This window comes from Rhizobium sp. BK181 (genome assembly GCF_014193305.1).
Classification (GTDB): domain Bacteria; phylum Pseudomonadota; class Alphaproteobacteria; order Rhizobiales; family Rhizobiaceae; genus Rhizobium.
In genome coordinates this window covers 694,400-720,999 of the sequence record NZ_JACHZA010000001.1, presented here as the reverse complement: position 1 = coordinate 720,999, position 26,600 = coordinate 694,400, and the positions used below count along the sequence as shown (strand labels likewise).

At 60.4% G+C, this 26,600-nt stretch carries 27 protein-coding genes and 1 tRNA gene; 17 read left to right on the top strand and 11 right to left on the bottom strand.

Annotated features, from left to right (window positions below; all coding sequences use genetic code 11):
• The first annotated feature begins 374 nt into the window (after positions 1 to 374).
• From FHT77_RS03575 to FHT77_RS03565, 3 genes are all read left to right on the top strand, one after another.
• The gene (locus FHT77_RS03575; protein ID WP_016552825.1) at positions 375 to 620 is read left to right on the top strand and encodes a helix-turn-helix domain-containing protein; all 246 of its coding nucleotides are present in this window, start codon (positions 375 to 377) and stop codon (positions 618 to 620) included.
• A gap of 236 nt (positions 621 to 856) precedes the next feature.
• Positions 857 to 1,315, top strand: a complete 459-nt coding sequence (locus tag FHT77_RS03570) for a hypothetical protein (protein ID WP_183752575.1) — start codon at positions 857 to 859, stop codon at positions 1,313 to 1,315.
• A 65-nt stretch (positions 1,316 to 1,380) separates the two neighbouring features.
• Entirely contained in the window at positions 1,381 to 1,848 is a 468-nt protein-coding gene (locus FHT77_RS03565; protein ID WP_183752573.1) for a DUF4174 domain-containing protein, read from the top strand.
• A gap of 21 nt (positions 1,849 to 1,869) precedes the next feature.
• Here the strand turns inward: FHT77_RS03565 and FHT77_RS03560 are convergent, their stop codons facing one another.
• Positions 1,870 to 2,751 carry a LysR family transcriptional regulator gene (locus tag FHT77_RS03560; protein WP_183752571.1) on the bottom strand — a complete coding sequence of 294 codons (882 nt, stop codon included), beginning with the start codon at positions 2,749 to 2,751 and terminating at the stop codon, positions 1,870 to 1,872.
• Positions 2,748 to 3,062, bottom strand: coding sequence for a putative quinol monooxygenase (locus FHT77_RS03555; RefSeq protein ID WP_183752569.1), 315 nt, complete (start codon positions 3,060 to 3,062; stop codon positions 2,748 to 2,750). The genes FHT77_RS03560 and FHT77_RS03555 overlap by 4 nt, the downstream gene beginning before the upstream one ends.
• Positions 3,063 to 3,247: 185 nt before the next feature.
• Between FHT77_RS03555 and FHT77_RS03550 the strand changes: the two genes are divergently transcribed.
• The 8 genes from FHT77_RS03550 to FHT77_RS03515 all read left to right on the top strand — a co-directional run bounded on the left by FHT77_RS03550 (position 3,248) and on the right by FHT77_RS03515 (position 11,612).
• Positions 3,248 to 4,744: a CoA-acylating methylmalonate-semialdehyde dehydrogenase gene (locus FHT77_RS03550; RefSeq protein ID WP_183752567.1), complete on the top strand. Its 1,497-nt coding sequence runs from the start codon at positions 3,248 to 3,250 to the stop codon at positions 4,742 to 4,744.
• Positions 4,745 to 4,955: 211 nt separating this feature from the next.
• Positions 4,956 to 5,438: an iron-responsive transcriptional regulator RirA gene (gene rirA / locus FHT77_RS03545; RefSeq protein ID WP_183752565.1), complete on the top strand. Its 483-nt coding sequence runs from the start codon at positions 4,956 to 4,958 to the stop codon at positions 5,436 to 5,438.
• A gap of 328 nt (positions 5,439 to 5,766) precedes the next feature.
• Entirely contained in the window at positions 5,767 to 7,362 is a 1,596-nt protein-coding gene (locus FHT77_RS03540) for an ABC transporter substrate-binding protein (protein ID WP_183752563.1), read from the top strand.
• Positions 7,363 to 7,452: 90 nt separating this feature from the next.
• Entirely contained in the window at positions 7,453 to 8,457 is a 1,005-nt protein-coding gene (locus tag FHT77_RS03535; RefSeq protein ID WP_183752561.1) for an ABC transporter permease subunit, read from the top strand.
• A 9-nt stretch (positions 8,458 to 8,466) separates the two neighbouring features.
• Positions 8,467 to 9,357, top strand: coding sequence for an ABC transporter permease subunit (locus FHT77_RS03530; RefSeq protein WP_183752559.1), 891 nt, complete (start codon positions 8,467 to 8,469; stop codon positions 9,355 to 9,357).
• 1 nt (position 9,358) lies between these two features.
• Positions 9,359 to 10,195: an ABC transporter ATP-binding protein gene (locus tag FHT77_RS03525; protein WP_183752557.1), complete on the top strand. Its 837-nt coding sequence runs from the start codon at positions 9,359 to 9,361 to the stop codon at positions 10,193 to 10,195.
• On the top strand, positions 10,192 to 11,031 hold the full coding sequence (locus FHT77_RS03520) for a dipeptide ABC transporter ATP-binding protein (protein ID WP_114711537.1): 840 nt from the start codon (positions 10,192 to 10,194) through the stop codon (positions 11,029 to 11,031). The genes FHT77_RS03525 and FHT77_RS03520 overlap by 4 nt, the downstream gene beginning before the upstream one ends.
• Positions 11,032 to 11,078: 47 nt before the next feature.
• On the top strand, positions 11,079 to 11,612 hold the full coding sequence (locus tag FHT77_RS03515) for a gluconokinase (protein ID WP_183752555.1): 534 nt from the start codon (positions 11,079 to 11,081) through the stop codon (positions 11,610 to 11,612).
• An 8-nt stretch (positions 11,613 to 11,620) separates the two neighbouring features.
• On the opposite strand, the gene FHT77_RS03510 is transcribed toward FHT77_RS03515, so the two are convergent.
• From FHT77_RS03510 to FHT77_RS03500, 3 genes are all read right to left on the bottom strand, one after another.
• A complete protein-coding gene (locus tag FHT77_RS03510; protein WP_183752553.1) occupies positions 11,621 to 12,868 on the bottom strand; it encodes an NAD(P)/FAD-dependent oxidoreductase in 1,248 nt (415 codons plus the stop codon).
• 74 nt (positions 12,869 to 12,942) lie between these two features.
• Complete coding sequence (locus FHT77_RS03505; RefSeq protein ID WP_183752551.1) at positions 12,943 to 13,443, bottom strand: isoprenylcysteine carboxyl methyltransferase family protein; 501 nt, start codon at positions 13,441 to 13,443, stop codon at positions 12,943 to 12,945.
• Complete coding sequence (locus FHT77_RS03500; protein WP_183752549.1) at positions 13,443 to 14,495, bottom strand: type III polyketide synthase; 1,053 nt, start codon at positions 14,493 to 14,495, stop codon at positions 13,443 to 13,445. Before FHT77_RS03500 ends, FHT77_RS03505 begins: the two co-directional genes overlap by 1 nt.
• A 162-nt stretch (positions 14,496 to 14,657) precedes the next feature.
• Here FHT77_RS03500 and FHT77_RS03495 point away from each other — a divergent pair, with 162 nt between their 5' ends.
• The 3 genes from FHT77_RS03495 to FHT77_RS03485 are packed head-to-tail and all read left to right on the top strand — an operon-like array spanning position 14,658 to position 16,691.
• Complete coding sequence (locus FHT77_RS03495; protein WP_183752547.1) at positions 14,658 to 15,245, top strand: tetratricopeptide repeat protein; 588 nt, start codon at positions 14,658 to 14,660, stop codon at positions 15,243 to 15,245.
• 52 nt (positions 15,246 to 15,297) lie between these two features.
• Positions 15,298 to 15,903 carry an RNA polymerase sigma factor gene (locus tag FHT77_RS03490; protein ID WP_183752545.1) on the top strand — a complete coding sequence of 202 codons (606 nt, stop codon included), beginning with the start codon at positions 15,298 to 15,300 and terminating at the stop codon, positions 15,901 to 15,903.
• Positions 15,900 to 16,691 carry an anti-sigma factor family protein gene (locus FHT77_RS03485; RefSeq protein WP_183752543.1) on the top strand — a complete coding sequence of 264 codons (792 nt, stop codon included), beginning with the start codon at positions 15,900 to 15,902 and terminating at the stop codon, positions 16,689 to 16,691. Before FHT77_RS03490 ends, FHT77_RS03485 begins: the two co-directional genes overlap by 4 nt.
• Before the next feature lie 137 nt (positions 16,692 to 16,828).
• Here FHT77_RS03485 and FHT77_RS03480 read toward each other — a convergent pair whose 3' ends face one another.
• The 5 genes from FHT77_RS03480 to FHT77_RS03460 form a co-directional block, all read right to left on the bottom strand.
• Positions 16,829 to 19,042 carry a xanthine dehydrogenase family protein molybdopterin-binding subunit gene (locus FHT77_RS03480; RefSeq protein WP_183752541.1) on the bottom strand — a complete coding sequence of 738 codons (2,214 nt, stop codon included), beginning with the start codon at positions 19,040 to 19,042 and terminating at the stop codon, positions 16,829 to 16,831.
• Positions 19,039 to 20,016 (bottom strand): FAD binding domain-containing protein, encoded by a 978-nt coding sequence (locus tag FHT77_RS03475; protein WP_183752539.1) that lies wholly within the window; start codon positions 20,014 to 20,016, stop codon positions 19,039 to 19,041. Before FHT77_RS03475 ends, FHT77_RS03480 begins: the two co-directional genes overlap by 4 nt.
• A 3-nt stretch (positions 20,017 to 20,019) precedes the next feature.
• Positions 20,020 to 20,661: a (2Fe-2S)-binding protein gene (locus FHT77_RS03470; protein ID WP_183752537.1), complete on the bottom strand. Its 642-nt coding sequence runs from the start codon at positions 20,659 to 20,661 to the stop codon at positions 20,020 to 20,022.
• A 183-nt stretch (positions 20,662 to 20,844) separates the two neighbouring features.
• Positions 20,845 to 21,750, bottom strand: a complete 906-nt coding sequence (locus FHT77_RS03465; RefSeq protein WP_246719641.1) for a helix-turn-helix domain-containing protein — start codon at positions 21,748 to 21,750, stop codon at positions 20,845 to 20,847.
• A 139-nt stretch (positions 21,751 to 21,889) separates the two neighbouring features.
• Positions 21,890 to 21,963, bottom strand: a tRNA-Gln gene (locus tag FHT77_RS03460).
• A 256-nt stretch (positions 21,964 to 22,219) separates the two neighbouring features.
• On the opposite strand from FHT77_RS03460, the gene FHT77_RS03455 reads away from it, so the two are divergent.
• The 3 genes from FHT77_RS03455 to FHT77_RS03445 are packed head-to-tail and all read left to right on the top strand — an operon-like array spanning position 22,220 to position 24,923.
• Positions 22,220 to 23,752: a Ppx/GppA phosphatase family protein gene (locus FHT77_RS03455; RefSeq protein WP_183752535.1), complete on the top strand. Its 1,533-nt coding sequence runs from the start codon at positions 22,220 to 22,222 to the stop codon at positions 23,750 to 23,752.
• 9 nt (positions 23,753 to 23,761) lie between these two features.
• Positions 23,762 to 24,481: an RlmE family RNA methyltransferase gene (locus FHT77_RS03450; protein ID WP_183752533.1), complete on the top strand. Its 720-nt coding sequence runs from the start codon at positions 23,762 to 23,764 to the stop codon at positions 24,479 to 24,481.
• Positions 24,482 to 24,539: 58 nt separating this feature from the next.
• Positions 24,540 to 24,923, top strand: coding sequence for a VOC family protein (locus FHT77_RS03445; RefSeq protein WP_183752531.1), 384 nt, complete (start codon positions 24,540 to 24,542; stop codon positions 24,921 to 24,923).
• 3 nt (positions 24,924 to 24,926) lie between these two features.
• Here the strand turns inward: FHT77_RS03445 and FHT77_RS03440 are convergent, their stop codons facing one another.
• Positions 24,927 to 26,351, bottom strand: coding sequence for an MFS transporter (locus tag FHT77_RS03440; protein WP_183752530.1), 1,425 nt, complete (start codon positions 26,349 to 26,351; stop codon positions 24,927 to 24,929).
• Positions 26,352 to 26,600: the final 249 nt, after the last annotated feature.

Below are 26,600 nucleotides of genomic sequence, written 5' to 3'. Positions count from 1 at the left end.
CCCTTTTCGAAGCAAGTCCGGCGACGCATCGGTCTTTGCCGATGCGCCTAACCAGGAGCCTTGGCTCTTGTCTCATTTGCCCGATTTCGATCGCAATGATTCGTCCTCAAGCCGATGTGAATGCCTAAAAATAGGTGACAAATCGCCGCGTGCCGGCCGTTTTTTATATCGATGGCAGCGTGGATGAAGCGGGCGAGACTGTCAGGCAAATGTGCTTTGCTTACAAAGGACAATGGGGTTTTAGGACCCGGTTCGGCTTCCCGCTGGCGGGCTCTGGCCGATCACGAATTAACCATACTGCATTGCAAATCGTGATCGGGAGTGCCATTTTCCAGCCGGGGGCTAATTCAGAGTGATTTCAGAAGGAGACTTAAATGTCCATTTCGCTCAGCAATCTGGATGCATCCAAGGCTACCGCCGTTTCGGCCGTGAATGTAGCCGGTGCTGTACGTGCCGCTCGTGAGGCGGTCGGCTATAGCGTCGACGACCTCGCAGTAACCTGCGGTTTGGTTGTTAATGAGATTGAGGAAATCGAGAGCGGTGAGGATGCTGATCCCGCCAAGCTCAAGCGGATCGCCTCTGCACTGCAGGTGCCGGTCTCATCGTTTGTTCCGATGTGAACATAATCTCAGGGCCGGGCGGCATTTGCCGCCTGGCCTTGCCTGCCTGCAGGCACCCTAAAACGACCCTTAATCCTTCTTTAACTTTTCCCTCCGAACCGGCTGAACGCTTTTGCCCGCAAAGGGTAGTTTTACCGTCGCTGATTGTGCGGTGCGTTAGCAACTTCATAGCAAATCTCCCTCGAACGTGCCGAGCGCCACCGCGCTGCGGTGGTTTACTGTATCGGGGAGGTAGAATGAGCCGGGTACGTCGCATTGGCGCCACGCGGATTGACTTGAACGAAATCATCAAGCGCGGTGTGCTTGCCGTCTTTTCCGTTCTCGCGGTCTTGCTGCCGATCCTGAAGGTTAGTTCCCTGGGTGAATCCGACGATGTTGTTCTCGGTGACTTTCTGCTCCTGGGCGGCGCTGCCTATCTGTTACCGGTGGCATTTCTCTGCGGCCTTGCGACCGTTGTCATCGATGGCATGCGGGCGCATGCGCGCTTCATCGACATGGCCGGACTGATCGTCGCGTTCGTCGCCGTCCTGCGCGGCGCCTATGCTCTTGGCTCAAGTTCTGCGCCGGGCGCGGCAGCTGGATCCTTGCCGAGGCTGGATCAACTGGCGCAGGTTTCCCTGTCCTACGGCAGCATAGCCTTGTTGCTGGTGCTGCTCGGTGCCATCTGGCAATTGCGGAAATCCTGGCGCAGCTGAGCCCCGTTGCGGTGGATGGAACCGTCCATACTCCTTCGACGTTCCGTCGAGAGGAGATAATGTGCATGTCGAAAACGCTTCTATATGGTGCCACCAAGGTGGATGAGGACAACAGCGCCTATTCCGCCCTCGCAAGTCTCGAGCAGTTTCAATGGCGCAATCGCGTCCTGGTCATCTTCGCGGACAAGAAGAATGCACGGGCCGCGCGCCAGGAAAATCAACTCCTTGCCAACCGAGATTCCTTGCAGGAACGCGACATCGTCCTTCTCAAGATTGTCGGCGGTAGCGTGAGAGTGCTTTTCGGGGCAGGTGAAAATCTCGACGCTGCGGCGATCGCAAGCGAACTCGGCAATCCGACGGTTGGAGATTTTGTCGCCTTTCTTGTCGGCAAGGACGGGACGGTGAAACTGAAGGTCGGCGAGCCGATCACGAGCGGCGAATTGTTCACGATTGTCGATGGCATGCCAGTGCGCGCAGCGGAGGTCGCTGCAGAGAAGCAGCAGATCAGCGACGAGCCTGACAGGCGTGATTGACCATCATGCGCTGCGCCGGTGTCACAGGAATATGTGGCGCTCGGCAGCGACGAGTTCCTGCAGGAAATCGGAAACCGTGCGCACCCGCACGAGTTCCCGCGCGCTCTCGTGAAATGTCGTCCAATATGCCCGCCGGATCGAAATATCCGGCAGGATGCGTACGAGTGCCGGGTGCTGGCGGGCGATGTAATCATGCAGGATGCCGATGCCGGCGCCTGAGAGCACCGCTTCTGTCTGCCCTGTCGCCGACGAAATTTCGAACCCGGCGTTCCAGTTGCGCATCACCTCTCCGGTGAAGTTCAGCGACTGCGAGAAGATCAGGTCCTCCACGTAGCCGATACGCCGATGCTGCTTCAACTGCTCTGCATCGGCGGGCAGACCGTTGAGTTCGGCATAGCTCCTCGACGCATAAAGACCGAGCGTGTAGTCCGTCAGTTTCGCCGATACCAAGCGGCCCTGCTCGGGCCGTTCAAGCGTGATGGCGATATCGGCCTCGCGCTGCGAGAGCGAGAACGACCGCGGCACCGGCACAAGCTGGATCTTCAGTTCCGGATGGCGCTCGATCAGCCGACCGATGCGGGGCGCAAGAAACGAAACCCCGAAACCATCCGGTGCTCCCACGCGCACGGTTCCCGCGATTGCCGTATCCGTGCGACCGAGATTGGCCTGCACGGAAAGCATTTCGGTTTCCATTCGCTCTGCGGAGGCAAGGAAAACCTCGCCTTCCGCCGTCAATTCGCAGCCGTTTGTTCGGCGCACGAAGAGGCGGCTCTTCAGTGCCTCTTCCAGCGAGGTAAGGCGCCGCGAGAGCGTGGCGTGGTTTAGACCCAGCCTCTTTGATGCGGCCAGGATCTGACCAGTGCGGGCGACAGCAAGGAAGATGCGAACGTCGTCCCAGTTCATGGTTTGCCGTGCATTGCTATAGGGTCGACGTCGAGCAACGTCAGGGACGTCACCATACCCGCGGTCGCGCTCTTGTATTTGAGGAAATGCGGAGTCTGCAGGTGCGCTTCATACGCCGCCTGGCTCGCGTACACCTCGAGAATACGGATGCTGTTGGGACTGTCCTTAACGGAGACCGCATTCAGCGACAGAACGCCGGGCTCCAACGCGACAGACGCCTCGATCTCCTCTGCCAGCAAAGCCCGATAGGATTCAAGCTGATCGAGGTCGATCTCGATCTCCGCTATTCTGACAACCAGTTTCCCGCTCATCGAGCACTATCTCCTCTCCAGTTTGGGCCGGCCGTGGTAGTCTGGTCATGTCCTTTGCAGGCCTTGAGGAAGCGCAGCTCGATTTGCTGGGCTTCAATTTGCGCACAACGGTTGCTTATCTTAACTCATTGATTTGTGCAAATTGTAGTGCGATTGTTCGCCATCCAAAAACAGGAGGAGCACTCATGCGTGAGATTGGTCATTTCATCGGCGGCAAGCATGTCGCCGGCACCAGCGGCCGCACCAGCAATGTCTACAATCCGGCCACCGGTGAGGTTCAGGCAACGGTAGCGCTCGCGAGCGTCGAGGACATGCGCGTCGCGGTCGAGAACGCCAAGGCCGCTCAGCCGAAGTGGGCCGCCACCAACCCGCAGCGTCGTGCACGCGTTTTCTTCAAGTTCGTCGATCTGCTGAACAAGCATATGGATGAACTCGCCACCCTCCTGTCCACCGAGCACGGCAAGACGGTCGAGGATTCGAAGGGTGACATCGTCCGCGGTCTGGAAGTCTGCGAATTCGTCTGCGGCATCCCGCACCTCCAGAAGGGCGAATTCACCGAGGGCGCGGGTCCGGCAATCGACATGTACTCGATGCGCCAGGCAGTCGGCATCGGCGCGGGCATCACCCCGTTCAACTTCCCGGCCATGATCCCGATGTGGATGTTTGCGCCGGCAATCGCCTGCGGCAACGCCTTCATCCTGAAGCCGTCCGAGCGCGATCCGTCCGTTCCGATCCGCCTGGCAGAACTCATGATCGAAGCTGGTCTTCCGGCCGGTATCCTCAACGTCGTCAACGGCGACAAGGCTGCAGTCGACGCGATCCTCACGGATCCCGATATCGGTGCTGTTTCCTTCGTCGGCTCCACACCCATCGCCCGTTACGTCTATGGAACGGCTGCCATGAACGGCAAGCGCGCCCAGTGCTTCGGCGGCGCCAAGAACCACATGATCATCATGCCGGATGCCGACATGGATCAGGCCGTCAACGCTCTGATGGGCGCAGGCTACGGCTCTGCCGGCGAACGCTGCATGGCGATCTCCGTTGCCGTGCCGGTCGGTGAGGACACCGCCAACCGCTTGGTCGAGAAGCTGGCACCGAAGATCGAGTCGCTGCGTATCGGTCCCTACACCGATGAGAAGGCCGATATGGGCCCGCTCGTCACCAGGGACGCCTATAACAGGGTCAACGGCCTGATTGATCGCGGCGTGGAGCAGGGTGCCAAGCTCGTCGTCGACGGCCGTGGCTTCAAGCTGCAAGGCTACGAAGACGGCTACTTCGTCGGCGGCACGCTGTTCGATCATGTCACGCCCGACATGGACATCTACAAGACCGAGATCTTTGGGCCGGTCCTCTCCGTCGTTCGCGCCAAGAACTACGAGGAAGCCCTCGACCTGCCGATGAAGCACGAATATGGCAATGGCGTCGCGATCTATACCCGCGACGGCGATGCCGCCCGCGACTTCGCATCGCGCATCAACATCGGCATGATCGGCATCAACGTGCCGATCCCGGTTCCGCTTGCCTACCATTCCTTCGGCGGCTGGAAGGCATCAAGCTTCGGCGACCTCAATCAGCACGGTTCGGACTCGATCAAGTTCTGGACCAAGACCAAGACGATCACCGCCCGCTGGCCCTCAGGCATCAAGGACGGCGCCGAGTTCGTCATGCCGACGATGAAGTAAGTCAAAGGAACGAACGTTATCGAATTGGGGGCTGTGGCCCCCAATTTGCATTTCGGGATGTCGGCGCGTAGGCACCTAGGAACTGTTGCAGAAGCAATTGTCGCGGCAATCGGTCTCACATAAGGTGAATATGGTTTTCATATTTTGGAATTGTTCAAAACTAGCAAAGCCCCTATATAGACGATTGTAGACGACGATTCTGGAGATCGGCATGCGTTTGACCAAGCAGACCAACTATGCGGTTCGCATGTTGATGTATTGTGCTGCCAACGATGGGCAGTTGAGCCGGATTCCTGAGATTGCGAGGGCATACGGCGTTTCTGAACTGTTCCTGTTCAAGATCCTGCAACCCCTCAACAAGGCAGGTCTCGTTGAAACCGTCCGCGGCCGCAACGGCGGCGTGCGGCTCGGCAGGCCGGCGAAGGACATCAGCCTGTTCGACGTCGTTCGCGTCACTGAGGACAGTTTTGCGATGGCAGAATGCTTCGAAGACGACGGCATGGTCGAGTGCCCGCTTGTCGATAGCTGTGGTTTGAACTCTGCCTTGCGCAAGGCCCTCAACGCCTTCTTCGACGTGCTGACGCAATATTCGATCGACGACCTCGTCAAGGCACGACCGCAGATCAACTTCCTGCTTGGCCTGACCGGCGAACAGGAACACCGCAAGCCTCGCGTGGCGGCACCCGCCGCCTGATCAGCGATGACAAAGTTTTGATAGGCCGTGGCTGCGTCAAGCGCCGCGGCCGTTCCGTTTTAGGGGAGTTTTTGTCGGTAAATTCGCGTGCGTGTGCGCAAAAGTCGCCAGCGACGCGAAATTATACCAAATGCGACAAGAATCGAGTTTATCCAGTCCGATTATTTCTAAATACGGCCCATTTTTGGCGGAAAATTACTAAAGTTGTCCGCGTGGAAAAATTTTCCACTTCGGTCGTTGATTTCAGCAAACAAATGTCGTTCCATCTGCCGTCATTCCGGGGTCCCCCGGGGTCTCAAATAAAAGAACAAATCTGGGAAATGATATCATGAAAAAGATGTCTGTCTTGCTGGCCGCGACGGTCCTGGCTTCGGCCATGGCATCCGCAGCCTGGTCCAAAACGCTCGTTTACTGCTCCGAAGGGTCGCCGGAAGGCTTCGATCCGGGCATCTACACTGCAGGCACCACCTTCGACGCTTCCTCGCGTACGGTTTATAGCCGTCTCGTCGAGTTCCAGCACGGGAAGACCGAAATCGAGCCGGGCCTGGCCGAAAGCTGGACGGTTTCCGACGACGGTACAGTCTACATCTTCAAGCTGCGTCCGGGCGTAAAGTTCCAGACGACGGAATTCTTCACGCCAAGCCGTGATCTGACCGCTGACGACGTCGTCTTCTCGTTCGAGCGCCAGCTGAAGGCTGATAGCCCGTGGGCGAAGTACGTTGCTGGCGTTTCCTACGAATATGCTGCTGGCATGGGCTTCCCGGAACTCATCAAGTCGGTCGAAAAGGTCGATGACCTGACCGTCAAGTTCACGCTGAACCATCCGGAAGCACCGTTCCTTGCCGACCTGGCAATGGACTTCGCGTCCGTCGTGTCCAAGGAATATGCCGACAAGCTGCAGGCTGACGGCAAGATGGAACAGATGAACCAGATGCCGCTCGGCACCGGTCCGTTCACCTTCGTTGCCTACCAGCCGGATGCCGTCATCCGCTACAAGGCCAACGAAACCTACTTCAAGGGCAAGGAAAAGATCGACGATCTCGTATTCGCGATCACCCCGGACGCTTCTGTCCGCGCTCAGAAGCTGAAGGCCGGCGAATGCCACATCATGCCTTACCCGAACGCTGCTGACGTCAAGGATCTTCAGACGGACTCGAGCCTCAAGGTTCTGGAACAGCCGGGCCTGAACGTTTCCTACCTCGCCTACAACACGCTCCAGGCCCCGTTCGATAAGGCCGAAGTGCGTCAGGCGCTGAACATGGCGATCAACAAGCAGGCGATCGTCCAGGCCGTCTTCCAAGGCGCCGGCCAGGTTGCCAAGAACCCGATCCCCCCGACGATGTGGTCGTATAACGACGACATCAAGGATGACGTCTACAACCCGGACGAAGCAAAGAAGATGCTCGAAAAGGCTGGCGTCAAGGATCTCTCGATGAAGATCTGGGCAATGCCGGTTTCGCGTCCGTACATGCTGAACGCACGTCGCGCCGCTGAACTGATGCAGGCTGACCTCGCAAAGGTCGGCGTCAAGGTCGACATCGTCACCCATGAATGGGCCGAGTACCTGAAGCTCTCCAAGGACAAGGCCCGCGACGGTGCTGCGATCCTCGGCTGGACCGGCGACAACGGCGACCCGGACAACTTCCTTGACACTCTGCTCGGCTGCGAAGCCGTTGGCGGCAACAACCGCGCGCAGTGGTGCAACAAGGAATTCGACGATCTCGTGAAGAAGGCCAAGAAGACCGCTGACGTCGCCGAGCGCACCAAGCTCTACGAACAGGCACAGGTCGTCTTCAAGAAGGAAGCTCCGTGGGCGACCATCGATCACTCCACGGAATTCGTACCGATGAGCGCTAAGGTTTCCGGCTACGTGCAGGATCCGGTCGGTGTTCACCGTTTCGACGGCGTTGATATCGCCGAGTAATCAAAATTATGCAAAGATGCCCGGCAATCCCGGGCTTGGCCGGCGGTCAGGTTTGATACCTGACCGCCGGAACACTATGGACACTTGCCAATGTTGCGATTTCTCATCGGACGCCTTGCGATCCTGATCCCAACCTTCATCGGCGTTTCACTCATCGCCTTCTCGTTCATCCGACTGCTGCCCGGTGACCCGGTCATGCTGATGTCGGGCGAGCGCGTGATGGCGCCGGAACGCCATGCCCAGGTCATGCATGATCTCGGCCTCGATCGACCGGTCTACGTTCAATACCTTGATTACCTCGGCAACGTGGTGCAAGGCGATCTCGGTTCGTCGATCGTTACCAAGCGCCCGGTTCTGCAGGAATTCGGCTCGCTCTTCCCGGCGACGCTTGAGCTTTCGCTTTGCGCGATCATTTTTGCCATCGTGCTTGGCATTCCCGCCGGCGTCTTTGCCGCGGTCAAGCGAGGAACCTGGTTCGACCAGAGCGTGATGGGCGTTGCCCTCGTCGGCTATTCGATGCCGATCTTCTGGTGGGGCCTGCTGCTCATCGTTCTCTTCTCGAACACGCTGCACTGGACGCCCGTGTCCGGTCGTATTTCGCTGATGTATTTCTTCAAGCCGGTGACCGGCTTCATGCTGATCGACAGTCTGCTCTCCGGCCAGGCCGGTGCATTCAAGTCGGCGTTCGTCTCGCTCATCCTGCCGACAATCGTCCTCGGCACCATTCCGCTTGCGGTCATCGCGCGCCAGACGCGCTCGGCCATGCTGGAAGTGCTCGGTGAAGACTATGTACGAACCGCTCGCTCGAAGGGCCTAGCGCCCTTGCGCGTCGTCGGCTTGCACGCGCTTCGCAACGCGATGATCCCGGTCGTGACGTCGATCGGTCTGCAGGTCGGCGTGCTGCTCGGCGGCGCGATCCTGACGGAAACGATCTTTTCCTGGCCGGGCATCGGCAAATGGATGGTCGATGCCGTCTTCAAGCGTGACTACACCGTTGTTCAAGGCGGCCTGTTGCTCATTGCCGGCATCATCATGATCGTCAACCTGATCGTTGACCTCATGTACGGTCTCATCAATCCACGTATTCGTCACTAGGAGCGGCTTATGAGTGCGATAACCACCAAGTCGACCCAGCCGTCAGGGCTCTCTGAGTTCTGGTATTACTTCTCCCGCAACAAGGGCGCCGTCATCGGCCTCGGCGTCTTTCTGTTGGTGCTGGTGATGGCGATCTTCGCGCCGTTGATTGCACCGCATGATCCGAACGTTCCATTCGACGGCATGCAGCGCGTCCCGCCGGTTTGGGCGGAAAAAGGCAACCCGATGTTCCCGCTTGGAACCGATGCCGTCGGTCGCGATATGCTGTCGCGCCTGATTTATGGAACGCGCTTCTCTCTGTTCATCGGCCTTGTCGTCGCGTCGCTTTCGGCTGTCGCCGGCGTGCTGCTCGGTCTTGTCGCCGGGTATTTCCGCGGCCGCACCGATACTTTCATCATGCGCGTCATGGATATCATCCTGGCTTTCCCGTCGCTGCTGCTCGCTCTGGTGCTGGTCGCCGTTCTCGGGCCGGGCCTGCTGAACGCCATGATCGCCATCTCGATCGTCAACCAGCCGCATTTCGTGCGCTTGACGCGCGCCGCCGTGATCAGCGAGCGCGAGAAGGAATATGTTGTCGCATCGCGCGTGGCCGGCGCAGGCACTTTCCGTCTCATGTTCAAGACGATCCTGCCGAACTGCCTTGCGCCGCTGATCGTTCAGGCAACGCTCGCATTCTCCGCTGCGATTCTCGATGCCGCAGCTCTCGGCTTCCTTGGCATGGGCGCCCAGCCTCCGACATCGGAATGGGGCACGATGCTCGCGGATGCGCGCGAATTCTTCCAGAGCTCTCCGTGGCTCGTCACTTTCCCGGGTCTTTGCATTCTGATCACCGTTCTCGCTATCAATCTGATGGGCGACGGACTGCGCGATGCGCTTGACCCCAAACTGAAGAGGTCCTGAGATGGCACTTCTTGAAATCGAAAATCTCGTCGTCGAGTTCCAGACCTCCACGGGCCCGTTTCGTGCCGTCGATGGCGTATCGCTGAAGGTTGATGCGGGCGAAGTCCTGGCAATCGTTGGCGAGTCGGGATCCGGTAAGTCGGTCTCCATGCTGGCTGCGATGGGCCTCCTGCCGTGGACCGCAAAGGTGACGGCAGACAAGATGGTCTTTGACGGCCGCAATCTGCTTGGCATGTCGGCAAGCGAACGACGCAAGATCATCGGCAAGGATATGTCGATGATCTTCCAGGAGCCGATCGCCAGCCTCAATCCGTGCTTCACCGTAGGCTTCCAGATCGAGGAGGTCCTGCGGATCCATCTCGGGCTTGATAAGGCTGCGCGGCGGAAGCGCGCCATTGAGCTGTTCGAGGCTGTTGGCATTCCCAACCCGGCCGAACGGCTCAGCCACTTCCCGCACCAGATGTCGGGCGGCCAATGCCAGCGCGTCATGATCGCCATCGCGATCGCCTGCAATCCGAAGCTCTTGATTGCCGACGAGCCGACCACCGCACTCGACGTCACCATCCAGAAGCAGATCCTCGATCTGCTGATGCGGCTGCAGACGGAGCACCGCATGGGTCTCATCATGATCACCCACAACATGGGCGTGGTCGCCGAGACGGCCGATCGCGTGATCGTGCAGTACAAAGGACGCAAGATGGAGGCGGCCGACGTCCTGTCGCTCTTCGAGTCTCCGAAGAGCGACTACACGAGAGCACTGCTCGCCGCCCTGCCGGAAAACGCCACCGGTGACCGACTGCCGACCATCGGTGAAATTTTCAAGGGAGCGGCCCAATGACGCCAGTCCTCGAAGCAAAGAACATTGTCCGCAACTATTATCTGCCGGGCGGTCTCTTCAAGAAGGAGAGAACCGTACACGCCGTCAAGGGTGTGAGCTTCAAGGTGGAGCAGGGCAAGACACTGGCGATCGTCGGCGAAAGCGGTTGCGGCAAGTCGACGCTCGCCCGCATCGTCACGATGATCGATCCGGCGAGCGGTGGCGATCTCTTCATCGACGGCAAGAAGGTCGATATCGCTGCAGGCGATCTGACACCGGAAATTCGCCGTAAGGTGCAGATTGTCTTCCAGAACCCCTACGGCTCGCTGAACCCGCGCAAGAAGATCGGCGACATCCTGATGGAGCCCCTGATCATCAACACCGATACGCCCGCCGCCGAGCGGCGCGAATTGGCGATGGCGATGCTCAAGAAGGTCGGCCTGCAGGAGATTCATTTCAATCGCTATCCGCACATGTTCTCCGGCGGCCAGCGCCAGCGCATCGCGATCGCCCGCGCTCTGATGCTGAAGCCGCGGCTCCTGGTTCTCGATGAGCCGGTGTCTGCACTCGACCTTTCGGTCCAGGCTCAGGTTCTCAATCTGCTCGCGGATTTGCAGGACGAGCTGAACCTCACCTATGTCTTCATCAGCCACGATCTCTCGGTCGTTCGCTACATGGCCGACGACGTCATGGTGATGTATTTCGGTGAGGCTGTGGAGTATGGCGCGCGGGATCAGGTTTTCAACGATCCGCAGCACAGCTATACGAAGACCTTGTTCGCTGCGACACCGCGCGCCGATGTCGACACCATTAAGGCTCGTCTTGCGCGCAAGAGTGCGGCACTCGCCGCGTCATAAGGGTTCTCCCTGTTCCGGGAGCGCCGGAATTGTGGGAGAGATAAACAATGCCAGAGACCAACACGACCCCTCATGCCATCATCGTCATGGGGGTCAGTGGTTGCGGCAAGTCCTCGATAGGCCTGAAGATTTCGGACGCCCTCGGCCTGCAATTTGTCGAGGGTGACCAGCTTCACCCCGCGTCGAATGTCGAGAAGATGTCGAAGGGCATTCCGCTGACGGACGACGACCGCATGCCTTGGCTCGATCTCATCGGTGAAACGATGAAAGAGGCGCTGGATCGCGGGCAGGGCGTCATCGTTTCCTGCTCGGCGTTGAAACGCGCCTACCGCAACCGGCTGCGCAACGCGGTGAATGGAAGCCTGTTCTTCGTTTATCTGTCTGGTTCGAAAGAGCTGCTGACGAATCGGATGGGTGAGCGGAAGGGCCACTTCATGCCTCCATCACTGCTGGAAAGCCAACTCGCGACGCTGGAAGTGCCGACCGGCGAGCCCGGCGTGGTGACGGTCGATATCGATGACAGCATCGACGGGATTGCAAGGGCGGCACTCCGGGATTTGTCGGGACTCGGTGTCGCCTAGGGGAGAGTTCACGGATTGAAACGCTGCGGCGAATAGGCGGAAAGATCGACGAATGGCCTCTCGCCGGTCATGACCTCAGCCAGAGCACGGCCTGTAACCGGCCCCAGCGTCAAGCCGTGGTGGGCGTGGCCGAAGGCGAACCATAGCCCATCATGCCGCGGCGCTTTTCCAATGATAGGCATCATGTCCGGGGTGCACGGGCGAGCGCCCATCCAGGGCTCCGGATCAAGCCTTTCGCCGAGCGGAAAGACCGTGCGCGCCACCTTCTCGGCTCGATCGAGCTGCACGGGTGTCTTTGGTGCATCCATGGCGGCGAATTCAGCGCCCGTCGTCAGTCGTATGCCGCGGTTCATTGGTGCCAGGAAATAACCGCGCTCCGCATCGAGCGTCCAGTTGTTGAGGGTCGCATTCTTTGCCGCGGCATAGTGCATGTGGTAGCCGCGCTTGACGCCGAGCGGGAAGGCATAGCCGAGCCGTCTGGTTGCTACTGCAGCCCAGGGGCCGAGTGCCAGGACCGCATCCTCCGCGTCCAGCGAGCCTTCGCTGGTTACCACCCTCCAATTTGCCCCAGAGCGGCCGAGAGAGTTGGCATCACCGGTCAGGTATCTGCCGCCCAGGCTTTCGAAATAAGCGCGATAGGCCATCGTCAGCCCGTGCGGATCGAGAACCGACCAGGGATCGCGCCAGCGTAGGCCGCCGACGAAATCTCCGTTGATGTGGGGCTCCAATCGCGCAACCCCAGCAGCATCCAGCTGCTCATAGCTGATCCCGAATTCCGCTCGCAGCCGTTCGGCCTCGGCAAATTCTGCATCACGCTTGCCGGCCGTGCGGAAAATCTCCATCCAGCCATTCTTGCGGATCAGGTGCTGCGCATTGGACGCCTCGATCAGATCATTGTGCTCCGATATCGAGTGCTGGATCAGCGGCGCATAGGCGCGGGAAATCATTTCGTGGCGTTTGGCGTTGGAATTCCACCAATAGCGGGCGAGGAAGGCAAGTTGGCCGGGCAGCGCCTTGAGATGATAGTGGGCATCGATCCGGTTGTTGAAAGCGTAGCGGACCAGAACGCCGAGCTGTTGTGGAAAGCCGTAGGGAACGACACCCTCGCGTTGAATGAGTCCGGCATTACCAAAGGACGTTTCCTTGCCTGGCGCCTTGCGATCGATCAATGTCACCTGCCGTCCCCGGCGCTGCAGATGAATGGCTGTCGATACGCCGACGATCCCGGCGCCAAGCACAATTGCGTTCTTTGTCATTTCCGTGCATTCCACCTATTTCAGGCAATGAAAATGCCGCTCCGGCAAGTCGCACGCAAACGAAAAATTGCGTTTCATTTCAAAAACATTGCGGTTCTCAACGCCTCATTTTCCGCTTTGATGCGGACATAGAGTACCGCCGCGTTCAGCGCCGAAAATATCGCGGCGTAGACGGGCATCCCAAAGGCGAGGGGAAGGACGGCGATCTCGCCGGCGACAACCGCATAGTTCGGATGCGTCATGAACCGGTACGGTCCACCGCTGACGAGGGGAGCGCCGGGCAGCACTATAATGCGTGTCGTCCAGCGGCCCTTGAGCGTGCCGATGACCCAGAGACGACCTGCCTGCAAAACCACGAAAACGGCCAACCACACTGGGTCGATCGGGCGACCAATTGCCAGCAGCCACAATCCGGCAATCCAGCAGCTGTGCAGCGCCACCATGTAGCGATAGTGCTCCGGCGCGACCTCCTTCGCGCCGCTGTCCAAAAGCGCCCGCGTATTGCGGCGGGCGAGAACGAGTTCCGCGAGGCGCTGGGCCGTCACGAAGGCGAGGAGGGCAACAGAGGGCCACATTACGCGACCCTCTTCAACGTTACGCAGCTCGCCGCAAAGCCTGGCCCCATTGCGACCATGGCGCTACGTGGCGGCAATCCGGCCTTCAAGACGCGTTCCAGTACGAAAAGGATCGTCGGCGAGGACATGTTGCCATATTCGGCGAGCACGGCGCGCTCATGATCCAGTTTTCCTGCTTCGAGTGACAGAGCGCTTTCCAAAGCTGTCAAGACTCTCGCGCCACCGGGGTGACAGATGAAGCGATCGATATCGCACCTGGACAGGCCGTTACGCGCCAGTATTCCGTCGACGGCGGGGCCGAGTTCAGCCTCGGCAAAGGGCGGCAGCGACTGGGCGAGAACCACGCCAAAGCCGGTATCGTCGATCTTCCAGCCCATGATGCCCAGCGTATCGGGGAAAAGGTGCTCGCCCGTCGACTCGACCTCAGCCTTGCCATGCGGCCCCGCCCGGAGAACGCAGGCCGCCGCGCCATCGCCGAAAAGGGCCGTGGCGATGATGTTGGCGCGTGTCAGTTCGTCGAGCCGGAACGCAAGCGTGCAAAGTTCGATGGTCACGAAAAGCACGGTCTTGCCCGGCCGGTCGTGGGCAAACCGCGAGGCAATGGCGAAGCCCGAAACGCCCGCAGCGCAGCCGAGCCCGAAAACGGGAACACGCTCGATATCCGAGCGAAAGCCCATTTTTTGCGCGAGCTGTGCATCAAGGCTCGGTGTCGCGATCCCAGTGGATGAGACGGTGACGATGCAGTCGACGTCACGCCCCTGCAGTCCCGCCTGTTTCAGCGCGTTGGTGGCGGTTTCGAAGAACAGGCTGCGTGCCACCTCGCCATATGCTTCCATCCGGTCCTGCCAGCCGTGCGGTTCGATGAACCACTCCAGCGGACGCGCGGCATAGCGCTTCTTGATGCCGGAATTTTCGAAGACGCTGGCAAGATGAGAGAAATCCTTGAATCGGGACGAAAACAGCCGGGCGGACGTCTCCGCTGCTTCCTTCTGGGTGATGACATGCTCTGGTGTCGCGACGGCAAGACTCAACAGTTTTACGGTATCACTCACGGAATGCTCCTTTTGGCCGGCGCGAACGGCTAACACCTCAGCTTCGCATTTATTCGCCGGCGGTGCAGCGCAGCGCTCCAAAAAAGAAGAACAAGCAATCGAATAAACTGCCATTCAACAGTGTTCACTCGCCGCCAACGTCATTTTCCTAGGAGATATCCCATGACGATCGCGACTGTTCGTATTGCTTCCATCCTGGTCGGCGGCTGCATTGCCGCTTTCGCGCTTTCGGCTCCCGCTTTTGCAGTGGGAGGCGGTGGCAGCGGCGCTGGTGGCGGCAGCGGTGCCAGTGGCACGGGCGGCAGCAGCGGCACCATGCCGACCTGCAAGAAGGGCCAGCTGTATGACAAGAAAACAAGGAGATGTGTCAAGCAGAGCAGCGCCAACGTGACGGACGAAAACCGCACGGACTATGCCTATTCGCTGGCAAAGGCTGGCCGCTACGAAGAAGCGATTGCCATGCTCGATACGCTGAAGGACCCGAACACGGCTGAAGCCCTGAACTACCGCGGCTACGCCACCCGCAAGCTCGGCCGCACGGACGAAGGTATTTCCTACTACCTGAAATCCGTCGAGATCGATCCGAAATATGCACAGGTTCGCGAATATCTCGGCGAAGCCTACGTCGTTAAGGGTCGCCTCGATCTCGCCAAAGAACAGCTCGAAGTGATCAAGACGCTTTGCGGCAGCACCGAGTGCGAGGAATACGAGGACCTCCACGAAGCAATCATGAAGCCCTCTAAGATGTGATTTCCGGCGACTGGACAGGAGCGCGCAATCACGGTTGACAGGAACCCTCCAAATGCCGTTCGCGTACACCACATTTCCTGCCTATAGTCCTGCAACGCCAAAGCCGCCGGTACAACCGGCGGCTTTGGAAGGAAAACTTGTGGCGGAGGCTCACATCGCAAGCGAAGCCGATATCAGAAGCGGCCTGGCGGACAATCTGCTGCGGCTGTGGCGCTATGGCCTTGTGCTTTCGCATCGCCGCGACGTTGCCGACGATCTCGTGCAGCAGACCTGTGTCCGCGCGCTTGAGCGTGTCGGGCAGTTCGAGACGGGAACCCGGCTGGATCGATGGTTGTTTTCCATCCTGCATTCCATCTGGCTGAATGAGATCCGGTCGCAACGAGTGCGCCTTGGTCGGGGCTTCGTTGATGCCGACGAGGCCTTGGTCGTCGATGGTGCCCGCGAAACGGAAACACATGTCTTGGCGAACCAGGTTCTGCGACTGGTCAATACGCTGCCGGACGCGCAGCGGGCGGCCGTGTTCCTCGCTTACGTAGAAGGTCTTTCCTACAAGGAGGTAGCAGACGTATTGGACATCCCGATCGGAACGGTGATGAGCCGCCTTGCTGCCGCGCGCGCCAAGATCGCAACCAGCGTATCGGGGGGAGGGGACACATGAGCGACAAGAATAAAATCCCCTCCGATGAGGAATTGACGGCCTATATCGACGGTGAGTTGTCGAATGCCGAGGTATCGCGCATCGAGGCGGTTCTGGGCTCTGACGAGCATGCGGCCGCAAGGCTGGCGTTCCTGTCGCAGAGCAGCCTGTCATTCCAGCAGGCCTTCGAGCCATTGCTGTCCGCGGCACCGAAGGCGAGGCTGGATGCGATACTGGGCATTCTGCCGGCCGAGGCGAGGCCGGTTCCGGCGCGCTCCAATCGCCGCGGCTTCCTGGCTGCGCTTGCCGCCTGCCTGGTCGCCGGTGTTGTGGCCGACCGGGCCGTCATCGGCATTCGCAACCGCGTTCACGCACCCGACGAAAGCAATGAATGGCGGGCCGTGGTCGCCGAATACATCGCTCTCTATACGCCAGACACCCTGGCCGGTCCGTCGCCATCCGCCGAAGCACAGGTCGCCCAACTCGCGCGCCTTGACGACAAGCTTGGCCTCTCGTTGTCCCCTGAAGCCGTGTCGTTGCCGGGCATCGAGTTCAAGCGCGCACAGATGCTGCAGTATGACGAAAAGCCGCTCGCGCAGATTGCCTATCTCGATCCCGAGACCGGACCGCTGGCGCTCTGCATCGTTCGCTCGGATGTCGGCATGAAGGAGCCTGACGTCGAAGGCCGAAATGGCATGAACGTCGTCTACTGGTCGAACGCAACGCACGCCTTCATGTTGATCGGCCGCATCCCGATCGATCGGATGCAGGAACTGGCGGATGGTGTCAGGGCAAGGATGTCGGCGTAGTCTCGGCCGGGTGTGGCCGAGTGGGCATCGGTTGGCCCTCTAGGCCAGGCTCTCCTCGTCTGCGCGAGGCCAGGATATTGTCTTCCAGACCGAGGCAATTCCATTGCCTGCATCCGATCCGGAAGACCATTTGATGGCTATGCGGTCAGCATATCTTCGATCCGGATCGGCAGGGTTCGCACGCGTTTGCCTGTCGCATGGAAGATTGCGTTTGCGATCGCTGGAGCGGTGCCGACGAGTGCTATCTCGCCAAGGCCCTTCACGCCGAGCGGGTTAACGTGAGGGTCGACTTCCTCCACGAAGTGTGCCTCCAACGTCGGGATGTCGAGGTTTACCGGCATCAGATAGTCGGCCATGTGAGCGTTGACCGGGCGGCCATCGCGCGGATCGAGTGCTGTCTGCTCCATAAGCGCCATCCCCATGCCGCCAATCATGCCGCCGGTGCACTGACTGCGGGCGAGAAGAGGATTGACGACGCGACCGATCCCATAGGCACCGACGATGCGGCGGACGGTGATCGTGCCCACATCCGGATCGATAGCGACCTCCGCAAATACAGCTCCGAAGGAGTGCATCGAATATCGCTCCGCCACGCTCGGATCGCGCTGCGCGGATCCACTGGCTTCGATCGGACCGCGGTTGGCGACAACAATGTCCTGATAAGAAATGCCCAATGACGCTTCGCCGCGGCGCCGAAGCGTGCCTTCGCGCCATTCAAAATCTTCTATCGACGTTCCCGAAACCGGCAAGTTGGCGCTTGTGGTTGCAAGCCGAGTCGCTTCTGCCTGCACCTCGAGACAGGCAGCACGGATTGCCGACCCGACCGACGCCATCGTCCAGGACCCACCGTGCGAGGGTGTTTGCGGATAGTCCGACCTTCCAAGCTTGAAACGGATTCGCTCCAACGGGAGGCCGAGGAATTCCGCCGCCACCTGGCTCATGGAAGTATAGGTTCCTGGGCCCATGTCGCTTGCGGCTGCCTCTACCTCGGCCGTTCCGTCTGCAAGCAATCGCACTCTCGCGTTTGCCGGTGCATGGAAGGCCGGATAGGTCGCGCTGGCCGTTCCCATGCCGATAAGAAGACGCCCGTCGCGCATGGAGCGCGGTTGGGTGGTTCGTCGCTTCCAGCCAAAACGCTCGGCGCCGAGGTCGTAACATTGGATGAGCGACCTGCTGGAGAACGGCTTGTTTTCGCCTTCATCGATATCAGGTTCATTACGACGCCTCAGCTCGATGGGGTCGATACCGAGTTTGTAGGACAATTCGTCGATAGCGCTTTCGAGCGCAAAGATGCCGCTCGCCTCGCCGGGACCGCGCATATGATTTGGCGTGCTCGTGTCGAGCTGCGCCAAGCGGTAGCCGGTCTGGACGTTGGGGCAGGAATACAAGTAGTCGGTGACCGAGGTTAGCGCCTCCGTAAATTGCTCATAGCGGCTCGTTTCTCCCGTACCTTCATGGATCACAGCGGTAAGCCTGCCCTCTGACGTAGCACCGAGCGCAACCCTCTGAAAGGTGCGTGGCCTGTGACCGGTTGTGAAGAACATCTGCTTGCGGGTGAGCACCAGCTTGACCGGCCGTCGGATCTGGCGCGCCGCCAGTGCTGCCAGCGTAACGTGCGGCCACGTCCTGAGGCTGGTTCCGAAGGCGCCCCCGATAAAGGGACAGATGACTTCGACATTCTCCAGCGGCAAGCCGAATACTGCCGCGATTTCGGCTTGCTCATTGACCAGATATTGGCTCTTGCTCCATAGGGTCACACGGTCGCCGCTCCAGGATGCGACCGTTGCGTGCGGCTCCATTGGATTGTGGTTCTCACGCGCAATATTGTAGGTCTCGTCAATGACGACAGGCGCCTCGGCCACTGCCTTATTGGCATCCCCTCGTGATCTGTCGACGCTACCCGCTTCCGGAATGATGCGCTCAACCCTCCGATCCGTCGGGTCCGTGAGCGGCTGCTGGGCTTCATAAGAAATGTGCAGTTCTGCGGCAGCCCGCTCGGCATGATCGATGCTGTCCGCAACGACTACGGCGACGGGCTGGCCGTAGAAGCGCACCTTGTCGTCCTGCAGGACATGAAGGCGGTCCCCCGACGCCGGATCAATGATGGCCCTATGCGGCAGATAAGGCAGCCGTTCGGCGTTATGATGGCTGATGACGGCGATGACGCCCGGCATCTTCTCGGCGGAAGTGCTGTCGATATCGGTGACCGTACCGAGGCCGATCGTGGAACTGACGATGGCGGCGTAGGCTTGGCCAGGTTGATTGAAGTCGGCCGCGTATCGGGCGCCGCCCGTCACCTTCTGCGGGCCGTCGACTCGAGTTCTGGCTGTGCCGATAAGATTGGTTGTCATGCGACTTCTCCTGCCATTTCGAGGGCACGGACAATGGTCCGCGGCAGTAGCTCCACCTTGTAGTGGTTATGGCTTAACGGACGGGCGCCGTCGGTTGCCAGATGGGCGGCAGCCTCGAAGCTTGCGCGATCTGCGGCATTGCCGGCAAGGGCCGCCTCGCAGGCTCGCAGACGCCAGGGCTTGGTGCCGACCCCGCCCACAGCGATACGCGCTGAGCGGATCAGCCCGTTGTCGACATCGATCGCGACTGCCGCCGAAACAAGCGCGAACTCATAGGAAGCCCGGTCGCGTACCTTGAGATAGCGTGCGCGTCGGCTGTGGGGTCCGCCGGGGACGCGGATCTCCAGGATCAACTCGGCCGGAAGGAGCGTATGCTCCAGATGCGGAGTGTTTCCGGGCAACCGGTAGAGGTCTTCGACGGGGAAACTGCGCTCGCCTTGCGGACCCCTGACCCGCATTGTCGCGCCGAGTGCGACGAGCGCGACCGCGACATCCGAGGGATGTGTCGCGACGCATTGATCGCTGGTGCCAAGGATCGCGTTGCCCGCATTGAGGCCGTCGATCGCAGCACAACCGGAGCCGGGAGCCCGCTTGTTGCAGGCAGCGTCCAGCATCCGGAAATAAGGACAGCGGCATCGCTGCAGCAGATTGCCGCCCATCGAAGCCATATTCCGCAATTGTGGCGAAGCGCCTTCGATCAGGCTCTCCGCGATCACCGGCTGCAGGCGCTGCACGTCCGGGTGGGTAGCAACGTCGGACATCCGGGCGAGCGCGCCAATAACCAGATCCTCACCATCCACTCGAACATCGCCCAAGGGGAGGGCGTTGATATCCACGAGCTGATCCGGACGTTCGACCTCCTCGCGCATAAGATCGACAAGCGTCGTTCCGCCGGCGATGTAGCGCGCGCCGGCGGCTGCGGAGGCTATCGCGGCTTCGGTGTTACGTGCCTTTTCCAATACAAACGGAAGCATGGGTCAGCTCCTTTCGGCCGCGTCGGCGATCGCGGCGACGATGCCTGGATAGGCGCCACAGCGACAGATATTGCCGCTCATCCAGAACCGGATATCCTCCGGCGACGCCGCATGGCCCTCGGCAATGCAGCCTAGTCCCGACATGATCTGGCCAGGCGTGCAGAACCCGCACTGCAGGCCTTCATGCTCCACGAACGCCTGTTGCAGTGGATGAAGCTCGCCGTTCCTTTCGAGCCCTTCGATGGTTTCGATTTCGGCTCCGTCATGCATGGACGCCAAGGTCAGACAGGAAACGATACGTCTGCCGTTGAGGAGAATAGTGCATGCGCCGCAGGCGCCCTGGTTGCAGCCCTTCTTCGTGCCGGTGAGATCAAGAGTTTCACGCAAAACGTCGAGCAGGGATTGCCGGGAATCGACCTGAAGTTCTCTTGCCGTTCCATTCACGACGAGCCGAACCGGCCCTGTCACGCCGCTGGTTGTCACGGTTGGCGGGGACGACTGCGCTTCAGCATGGGACACGGACGCGAGTGACACGACGCCTCCCGCCATCTGAAGAACCGTGCGGCGTGAAACCGATATCGAAGCCGCGGAAGAGTGCTCCTCCGGTCCAGCCTCATTTGACAATGTCTGGTTTTGATTGGTCATCTTGGCCTCCTGACGCGGACCGCGTGCGAGGCTTGGCCATTTAGCCAGTCCCCACCGCACCTTCGCTTAACGCTATCTGCCGATTGCTCGCAGACCAGTGCACAGAGTGCTGTTTTTTGTATGCCAGTGCTACCTTGCAATAAAGCGCCGTGGCCCGACGGGACCGTGTCGGATTGAGCTTGCCTAGAGGCTACGAAGGCGCCGCCACGAGCCGGGTGTGACACCAACCGCCTTGGAAAAGCTACGCGTGAAGTGGCTCTGATCGGTAAAACCGCATTGATGGGCGATCAATTCGATCGGCACGGAAGGCTTCAGAAGCATATTTTTTGCTCGTTCTATCCGCTGCGCCTGCAACCACTGAAGCGGCGGCAGGCCCGTCGTGGCCTTGAATTCGCGTGCGAAATGGCTGCGTGACAGACCACACCCGCGAGCGAGTTCCCCAAGACCGATCTTGCCGTCGAGGTTCGCCAGCAGCATCTCCTTCGCCCGACGCTCTTGCCACTGCGCCAGTCCCCCACGGATCGCATGTACGACCGCAGGCCGCTCTGCATAAGCAACGCTGATGTGCGTCAACAGAGCCAGCGCAATGCCATCAGCAAAAAGCTGAGTCGCAGTCTCCTGCTGCTCGAAAGCGGTTACCAGGCATTCGCCCAGATTTCTGATCACGCCATCATCGAAGGCCACGCCGCTGGCGGTGCGGAGCGACCCGACCGACCCCAGATCGTGCTCGTCGTGGAACTGCTGCAATGCCTCATGCGACGCATACATGGACACACAGTCGACGGCTCCACGGGTCAGCGAGGCATGTTCTTCGTTGAGGTCAAGGAAAAGAAATTGCCCGGCATTGAGCGGCATCGCGGGCATTGGTCTGTCATTAACCCAATAGGGATACTCGGCGAGATAGCGCCGCTGGAGGCAGATCAAGTAGCCGTTGCTCCGTTCCATGCGGACCGGAGCTTCGTTTTCCGGTTCGTTCCAGCGCAATCGACCGCCGGTAACTTCCGCCAGTTGCAAAAAGCGTGTGGAAAGGGTGCGAGGTTGCTCCAACCCCACAAATCGACCGATGCTCCGTCCAAACTCCTTCGCCATCGTCGCCCCCGGTGTGGAAACCAGCCATGTAAATAGCATTGCGCAGGGGAATTCAAAGCGAAATCAAGTGACGATGGGAGGTGGTAGGGCTGCCGGGACTAAGGTCAGAGAGAGATCGGCACGCAGGAAAGTGGAGAATTGGCTGGGGAACCTGGATTCGAACCAAGATCGACGGAGTCAGAGTCCGCTGTTCTACCATTGAACTATTCCCCAGCAGCTGCGGCGCTCGAAGCGGCTCCGCTGGTGTGCGGCGCTTATAAACAAAAGCTGGCGGATTGCAAATACCTGTTTCGAAAAAAATGACCAGGGATTTTGCAGCGGCTTTTGATCTCAAAAAGTTGGCCTATTTCGCTACTGCCAAAAAGAATTTGGTGATTTCGCGATGCGCTGGTATCTTCGCGGCAACGCAAAATCGAATGAGCGCCTGCTGCATACCTTCTGGACTTGCGCGGTGCGATGGAAAAAGAACGTGGAAGACCCCGAAGGCGGCCAAGGGCCGCAAGGTAACGGGGCGTTGGCGGCAGGGCGCAAGGACGGCAAGAAGTCCAGGCGCCGCAAGGGCAAGCGTGGCGGGCAATCCCGCAGCGCGAACCAGTCCGCTCAGCATGTCCTCTCCGGCGAGACCGGAGAGGCGGCACGCCCAATCGAAGCCGGCAACGCGGCGCGCAAGCGAAAGCGTCGCCGTCGTGGTACAGGCGCCTCAGGCGAAGCCGCGCAACAACGTCGTCAAAGCAACGAAGTTTCCGCCATCGCAGCGCAAGCCGCTCGCGTTGACAGCGAGTCGGTACCGAGCCGCCGCAATCGCCGCAAGCATCGCGGCAAACGCGGTCTGCAGGGACGTCCCCTGGTGCATGAGAAGCCGGTCGGACGTCCAGCTCAGCCGCAGCAGGCGACCCAAGGGAGTGACACCGCTGAATCGCGGATAGGTCAGAACGAGAATCGGGCGCCGCGGCAGGCCGAAAATGGGTACCGCAATCACGGCGAACATCCGTGGCCGGACGAGCTCTATGCCGCTCTCGATCTCGGCACAAACAATTGCCGCCTGTTGATCGCGCAGCCGACGCGGCCCGGCCAGTTTCGCGTCGTCGATGCCTTTTCGCGGATCGTGCGCCTCGGCGAAGGATTGGCGGCAAGTGGTCGGCTCTCCGACGATGCGATGGATCGGGCGGTCGATGCGCTGCGCGTCTGCGCTTCCAAGCTGAAAAGCCGTGAAATCCGCCGGATGCGGCTGATCGCCACCGAGGCCTGCCGGCAGGCGGTCAACGGCGCCCAGTTTCTCGAGCGCGTTGTGGCCGAGACCGGCCTCGAACTCGAGATTATCGATAGGGAGACGGAAGCGCGGCTCGCCGTCTCCGGCTGCTCGTCTCTGGTCGGTCGGGAGACACGGTCGGTTGTCCTCTTCGATATCGGCGGCGGCTCCTCCGAAATCGCGGTCATCCGCATCGGCGATAGCCGCTTCAATCGCCTCGCCAATCACATCACGCATTGGACCTCGCTTCCCGTCGGCGTCGTGACGCTTTCGGAGCGTCACGGCGGGCGGGATGTCACGCCGGACGTCTTTGAAGGCATGGTCGTGGAGGTGGAGGGCATGCTTGAGCGCTTCGATTGCCCTGCGATCGACATCGGTCATGCCGGTGACTTCCATCTCATCGGCACATCAGGAACGGTGACGACGTTGGCCGGCGTTCACCTCGATCTGCCGCGCTACGACCGGCGCAAGGTCGATGGTATCTGGCTTTCCGACGACGAGGTCTCGGCGATGCAGGCCAAGCTTCTGTCGTGGGATTTCGCCAGCCGCGCCGCCAATCCCTGCATCGGGCCGGATCGCGCCGACCTGGTGTTGGCCGGTTGCGCGATTCTCGAAGCGATCCGCCGTCGCTGGCCGAGCCCCCGTATGCGTGTTGCCGATCGCGGCTTGAGGGAAGGCCTGCTGACGGACATGATGGCGGATGACGGCGTCTGGCGGCGCCACCGCAACCGCCGCGGTCAGCGCGGCAAATAGGGGACAACCATGGCGAAGCCAACCATTGCGGGCAACCGCACCGGCCGCAAACTCGGTCAGCGCGTCAAGAACAAGAAGATGAAGCCGTCGTCGCGGCAATGGCTGCAGCGCCACATCAACGATCCTTATGTGCAGCGCGCCCAGCTGGAAGGCTATCGCGCCCGCGCCGCCTTCAAGCTGCTTGAGATCGACGAGAAGCACAACATTCTGAAGGGCGCCCGCCGCATCATCGACCTCGGTGCCGCCCCGGGGAGCTGGTCGCAGATCGCCGCCAAGGTCACAGGCTCCACGGACGAAGATATCCGCGTCGCGGCGATCGACTTCCTGGAGATGGATCAGCTGCCGGGCGTGAAGATCCTGCAGCTCGATTTCCTGGATCCGTCGGCGCCGGCGCAGTTGATCGAGGCGGTCGGCGGCACGCCGGATGTGGTGATCTCGGACATGGCGGCGCCGACGACCGGCCACCACCGCACCGACCATTTGCGTACCATGCATCTCTGCGAAGTCGCGGCCCACTTTGCCGTCCAAGTCCTGGGTGAGGGCGGCCACTTCCTGGCGAAGACCTTCCAGGGCGGCACGGAGCGCGATCTTCTCAACATGCTGAAGCGGCATTTCAAGCAGGTGGTTCACGTCAAGCCGCCGTCGTCGCGTGCGGAGTCGGTCGAAATGTTCCTGCTGGCGAAGGGCTTCAAGGGACGGCAACCCGAACCAGATATTTCGGGAGCTTGATCTTTGGGCTGGTCTTGAGTGATGATCGATGCCCCCAGACCTGGAATGCCCGGCTACCATGCTCCTATACGTCACCCTCGGAACCAATGATATCGATCAGGCGAGGCGGTTTTACGACATCGTCCTGCCAGTGCTCGGTTACCGCCGTCAACGCTATTCCGAAGAAGAGATCGGCTACGCCGCAGATGGCGATACCCGCTGCCGGCTCTGGGTCGTCACCCCGTTCAATCGCCGGCGGGCCTCCAACGGCAATGGTTCGATGGTCGCGCTCCATGCCGAACGTCGAGCGGATGTGGATGCGTTCCATGCTGCGGCACTGGCCGCAGGCGGCGTCGACGAAGGCGCGCCGGGATTGCGGCCGTTCCATGCCAATTTCTATGCCGCCTACGTTCGAGATCCGGACGGCAACAAGCTGAGCGCTGTCTGCGAAACTCCGGAATAGCCCTTACTTCACCGCTTGCTGTTCGGCCTCGATTGTTGCTGGGGAGATGCGCTTTACCCGGTGGCCGGAGACGACCGCCCCGGCGCTCTTGTCCATCCGGATGAAAGGGATCGTTGCCACGACCGTCAGGACCGCGATGACATAGAAGGCGATGTGGAAGTCGGCCACCTGCAGTGCCTCGCCGCGGAAATAGATCGAGGTCTCGAGGATTGCCGCGGCAACCGCGACACCAAGCGCCAGGCTGATCTGCTGCATCACCGAACTCATGGAGGTAGCCTGGCTCGCCTGCGCATCTTCGATGTCGGCAAAGGCCAGCGCATTGACGCCCGTGAAGAAGAACGAGCGCGAGAATCCGCCGACAAGAAGGACGGCGATGATGACCAGGTGCGGTGTTTGCGGCGTGAAGAAGCCTGTCACCACCGTCACAATCGTCGTGACGCCCGCTGCCGAAAGCAGCGTCGTGCGGAAGCCTGCCGCCGCAAAGACGCGGCGCGCCATGAACTTGGTGGTGATCGCGCCGATCGCGCCGGCAAAGGTGATGAGGCCGGATTGGAACGGCGTCAGGCCGAAGCCGAGCTGCAGCATCAGCGGCGTCAGGAAGGGCATGGCACCGATGCAGATGCGAAACAGTGTGCCGCCGGTGGTCGATGCCCGGAAGGTCGGGTTTTTGAAGAGGTTCAAATTGAGGATCGGCGCTGGATGCCGTTTGGCATGGCGCACATAGAGAAAACCGCAGATGAGACCGATTGCCGTCGCCGTGATGCCGATCACTGGTGGCAAGGCCGGCAGGCTGACGACGGACAGGCCGAAGACCACGCCGGCCGCCGAAAACGATGTCAGCACGAAACCCGTCACGTCAAGCTTTGGCGGCGCGGTCGCTTCTACTTCCGGCAGGAAGATTGTCGCGAGCCAGACGCCGATGATGCCGACCGGCACATTGATCAGGAAGATCCAGTGCCAGGTGAAATAGGTGGTGATGAAGCCGCCGAGCGGTGGTCCGGCAAGTGGCCCGACGAGCGCCGGGATGGTCAGCAGCGCCATCGCCGAGACGAGCTCGCTTTTCTTCGTCGTCCGCACCAGCACCAGGCGTCCGACCGGCGTCATCATCGCGCCGCCCATGCCCTGCAGGAAGCGGGCGACGACGAACTCGATCAGGCCGGATGAGATCGCGCAGAAGATGGAGCCGACGACGAAGACGCAGATGGCAAGGCGAAAGATGCGCTTGGCGCCGAACCTGTCGGCCATCCAGCCGCTGATCGGAATGAACACAGCGAGCGACACCATGTAGGAGGTCAGCGCCAGCTTCAGCGTGATCGGCCCGACATGGAGGTCGTTGGCGATGGCGGGGAGGGCGGTTGATATGACGGTGGAGTCCATCTGCTCCATGAAGAGAGCGACGGCGAGGATCAGCGGAACAATGCGGTTCATGCGCGAATGCCTTGAGGGTCTTGCGAAGGCGTCTGGGGGCCTGTGCTCTGTAGTCCTCGGGAAGACCTCTGCCAACCCCTCATTCCGCTTCTGAAACACGTTTGCATCACGTCTGCGTGAGACTGCTTGCTCAGCAATTTCAACGGTCAAGATTGACATATGTTCGTTTCGGCCAGCTGCAAGAAAGATGGCAGCGGTTCGCTATTTGGGGGCTGGGCGGCAACGATGTCGCACGCTATTGGAAGGATG

What these genes read in the sequence shown, in the direction of transcription:
- FHT77_RS03575 (WP_016552825.1), top strand. Translation starts at nt 375, where the DNA reads ATGTCCATTTCGCTCAGCAATCTGGATGCATCCAAGGCTACCGCCGTT.
- FHT77_RS03570 (WP_183752575.1), top strand. Translation starts at nt 857, where the DNA reads ATGAGCCGGGTACGTCGCATTGGCGCCACGCGGATTGACTTGAACGAA.
- FHT77_RS03565 (WP_183752573.1), top strand. Translation starts at nt 1,381, where the DNA reads ATGTCGAAAACGCTTCTATATGGTGCCACCAAGGTGGATGAGGACAAC.
- FHT77_RS03560 (WP_183752571.1), bottom strand. Translation starts at nt 2,751, where the DNA reads ATGAACTGGGACGACGTTCGCATCTTCCTTGCTGTCGCCCGCACTGGT.
- FHT77_RS03555 (WP_183752569.1), bottom strand. Translation starts at nt 3,062, where the DNA reads ATGAGCGGGAAACTGGTTGTCAGAATAGCGGAGATCGAGATCGACCTC.
- FHT77_RS03550 (WP_183752567.1), top strand. Translation starts at nt 3,248, where the DNA reads ATGCGTGAGATTGGTCATTTCATCGGCGGCAAGCATGTCGCCGGCACC.
- rirA (WP_183752565.1), top strand. Translation starts at nt 4,956, where the DNA reads ATGCGTTTGACCAAGCAGACCAACTATGCGGTTCGCATGTTGATGTAT.
- FHT77_RS03540 (WP_183752563.1), top strand. Translation starts at nt 5,767, where the DNA reads ATGAAAAAGATGTCTGTCTTGCTGGCCGCGACGGTCCTGGCTTCGGCC.
- FHT77_RS03535 (WP_183752561.1), top strand. Translation starts at nt 7,453, where the DNA reads ATGTTGCGATTTCTCATCGGACGCCTTGCGATCCTGATCCCAACCTTC.
- FHT77_RS03530 (WP_183752559.1), top strand. Translation starts at nt 8,467, where the DNA reads ATGAGTGCGATAACCACCAAGTCGACCCAGCCGTCAGGGCTCTCTGAG.
- FHT77_RS03525 (WP_183752557.1), top strand. Translation starts at nt 9,359, where the DNA reads ATGGCACTTCTTGAAATCGAAAATCTCGTCGTCGAGTTCCAGACCTCC.
- FHT77_RS03520 (WP_114711537.1), top strand. Translation starts at nt 10,192, where the DNA reads ATGACGCCAGTCCTCGAAGCAAAGAACATTGTCCGCAACTATTATCTG.
- FHT77_RS03515 (WP_183752555.1), top strand. Translation starts at nt 11,079, where the DNA reads ATGCCAGAGACCAACACGACCCCTCATGCCATCATCGTCATGGGGGTC.
- FHT77_RS03510 (WP_183752553.1), bottom strand. Translation starts at nt 12,868, where the DNA reads ATGACAAAGAACGCAATTGTGCTTGGCGCCGGGATCGTCGGCGTATCG.
- FHT77_RS03505 (WP_183752551.1), bottom strand. Translation starts at nt 13,443, where the DNA reads ATGTGGCCCTCTGTTGCCCTCCTCGCCTTCGTGACGGCCCAGCGCCTC.
- FHT77_RS03495 (WP_183752547.1), top strand. Translation starts at nt 14,658, where the DNA reads ATGACGATCGCGACTGTTCGTATTGCTTCCATCCTGGTCGGCGGCTGC.
- FHT77_RS03490 (WP_183752545.1), top strand. Translation starts at nt 15,298, where the DNA reads ATGCCGTTCGCGTACACCACATTTCCTGCCTATAGTCCTGCAACGCCA.
- FHT77_RS03485 (WP_183752543.1), top strand. Translation starts at nt 15,900, where the DNA reads ATGAGCGACAAGAATAAAATCCCCTCCGATGAGGAATTGACGGCCTAT.
- FHT77_RS03480 (WP_183752541.1), bottom strand. Translation starts at nt 19,042, where the DNA reads ATGACAACCAATCTTATCGGCACAGCCAGAACTCGAGTCGACGGCCCG.
- FHT77_RS03475 (WP_183752539.1), bottom strand. Translation starts at nt 20,016, where the DNA reads ATGCTTCCGTTTGTATTGGAAAAGGCACGTAACACCGAAGCCGCGATA.
- FHT77_RS03470 (WP_183752537.1), bottom strand. Translation starts at nt 20,661, where the DNA reads ATGACCAATCAAAACCAGACATTGTCAAATGAGGCTGGACCGGAGGAG.
- FHT77_RS03465 (WP_246719641.1), bottom strand. Translation starts at nt 21,750, where the DNA reads ATGGCGAAGGAGTTTGGACGGAGCATCGGTCGATTTGTGGGGTTGGAG.
- FHT77_RS03450 (WP_183752533.1), top strand. Translation starts at nt 23,762, where the DNA reads ATGGCGAAGCCAACCATTGCGGGCAACCGCACCGGCCGCAAACTCGGT.
- FHT77_RS03445 (WP_183752531.1), top strand. Translation starts at nt 24,540, where the DNA reads ATGCTCCTATACGTCACCCTCGGAACCAATGATATCGATCAGGCGAGG.
- FHT77_RS03440 (WP_183752530.1), bottom strand. Translation starts at nt 26,351, where the DNA reads ATGAACCGCATTGTTCCGCTGATCCTCGCCGTCGCTCTCTTCATGGAG.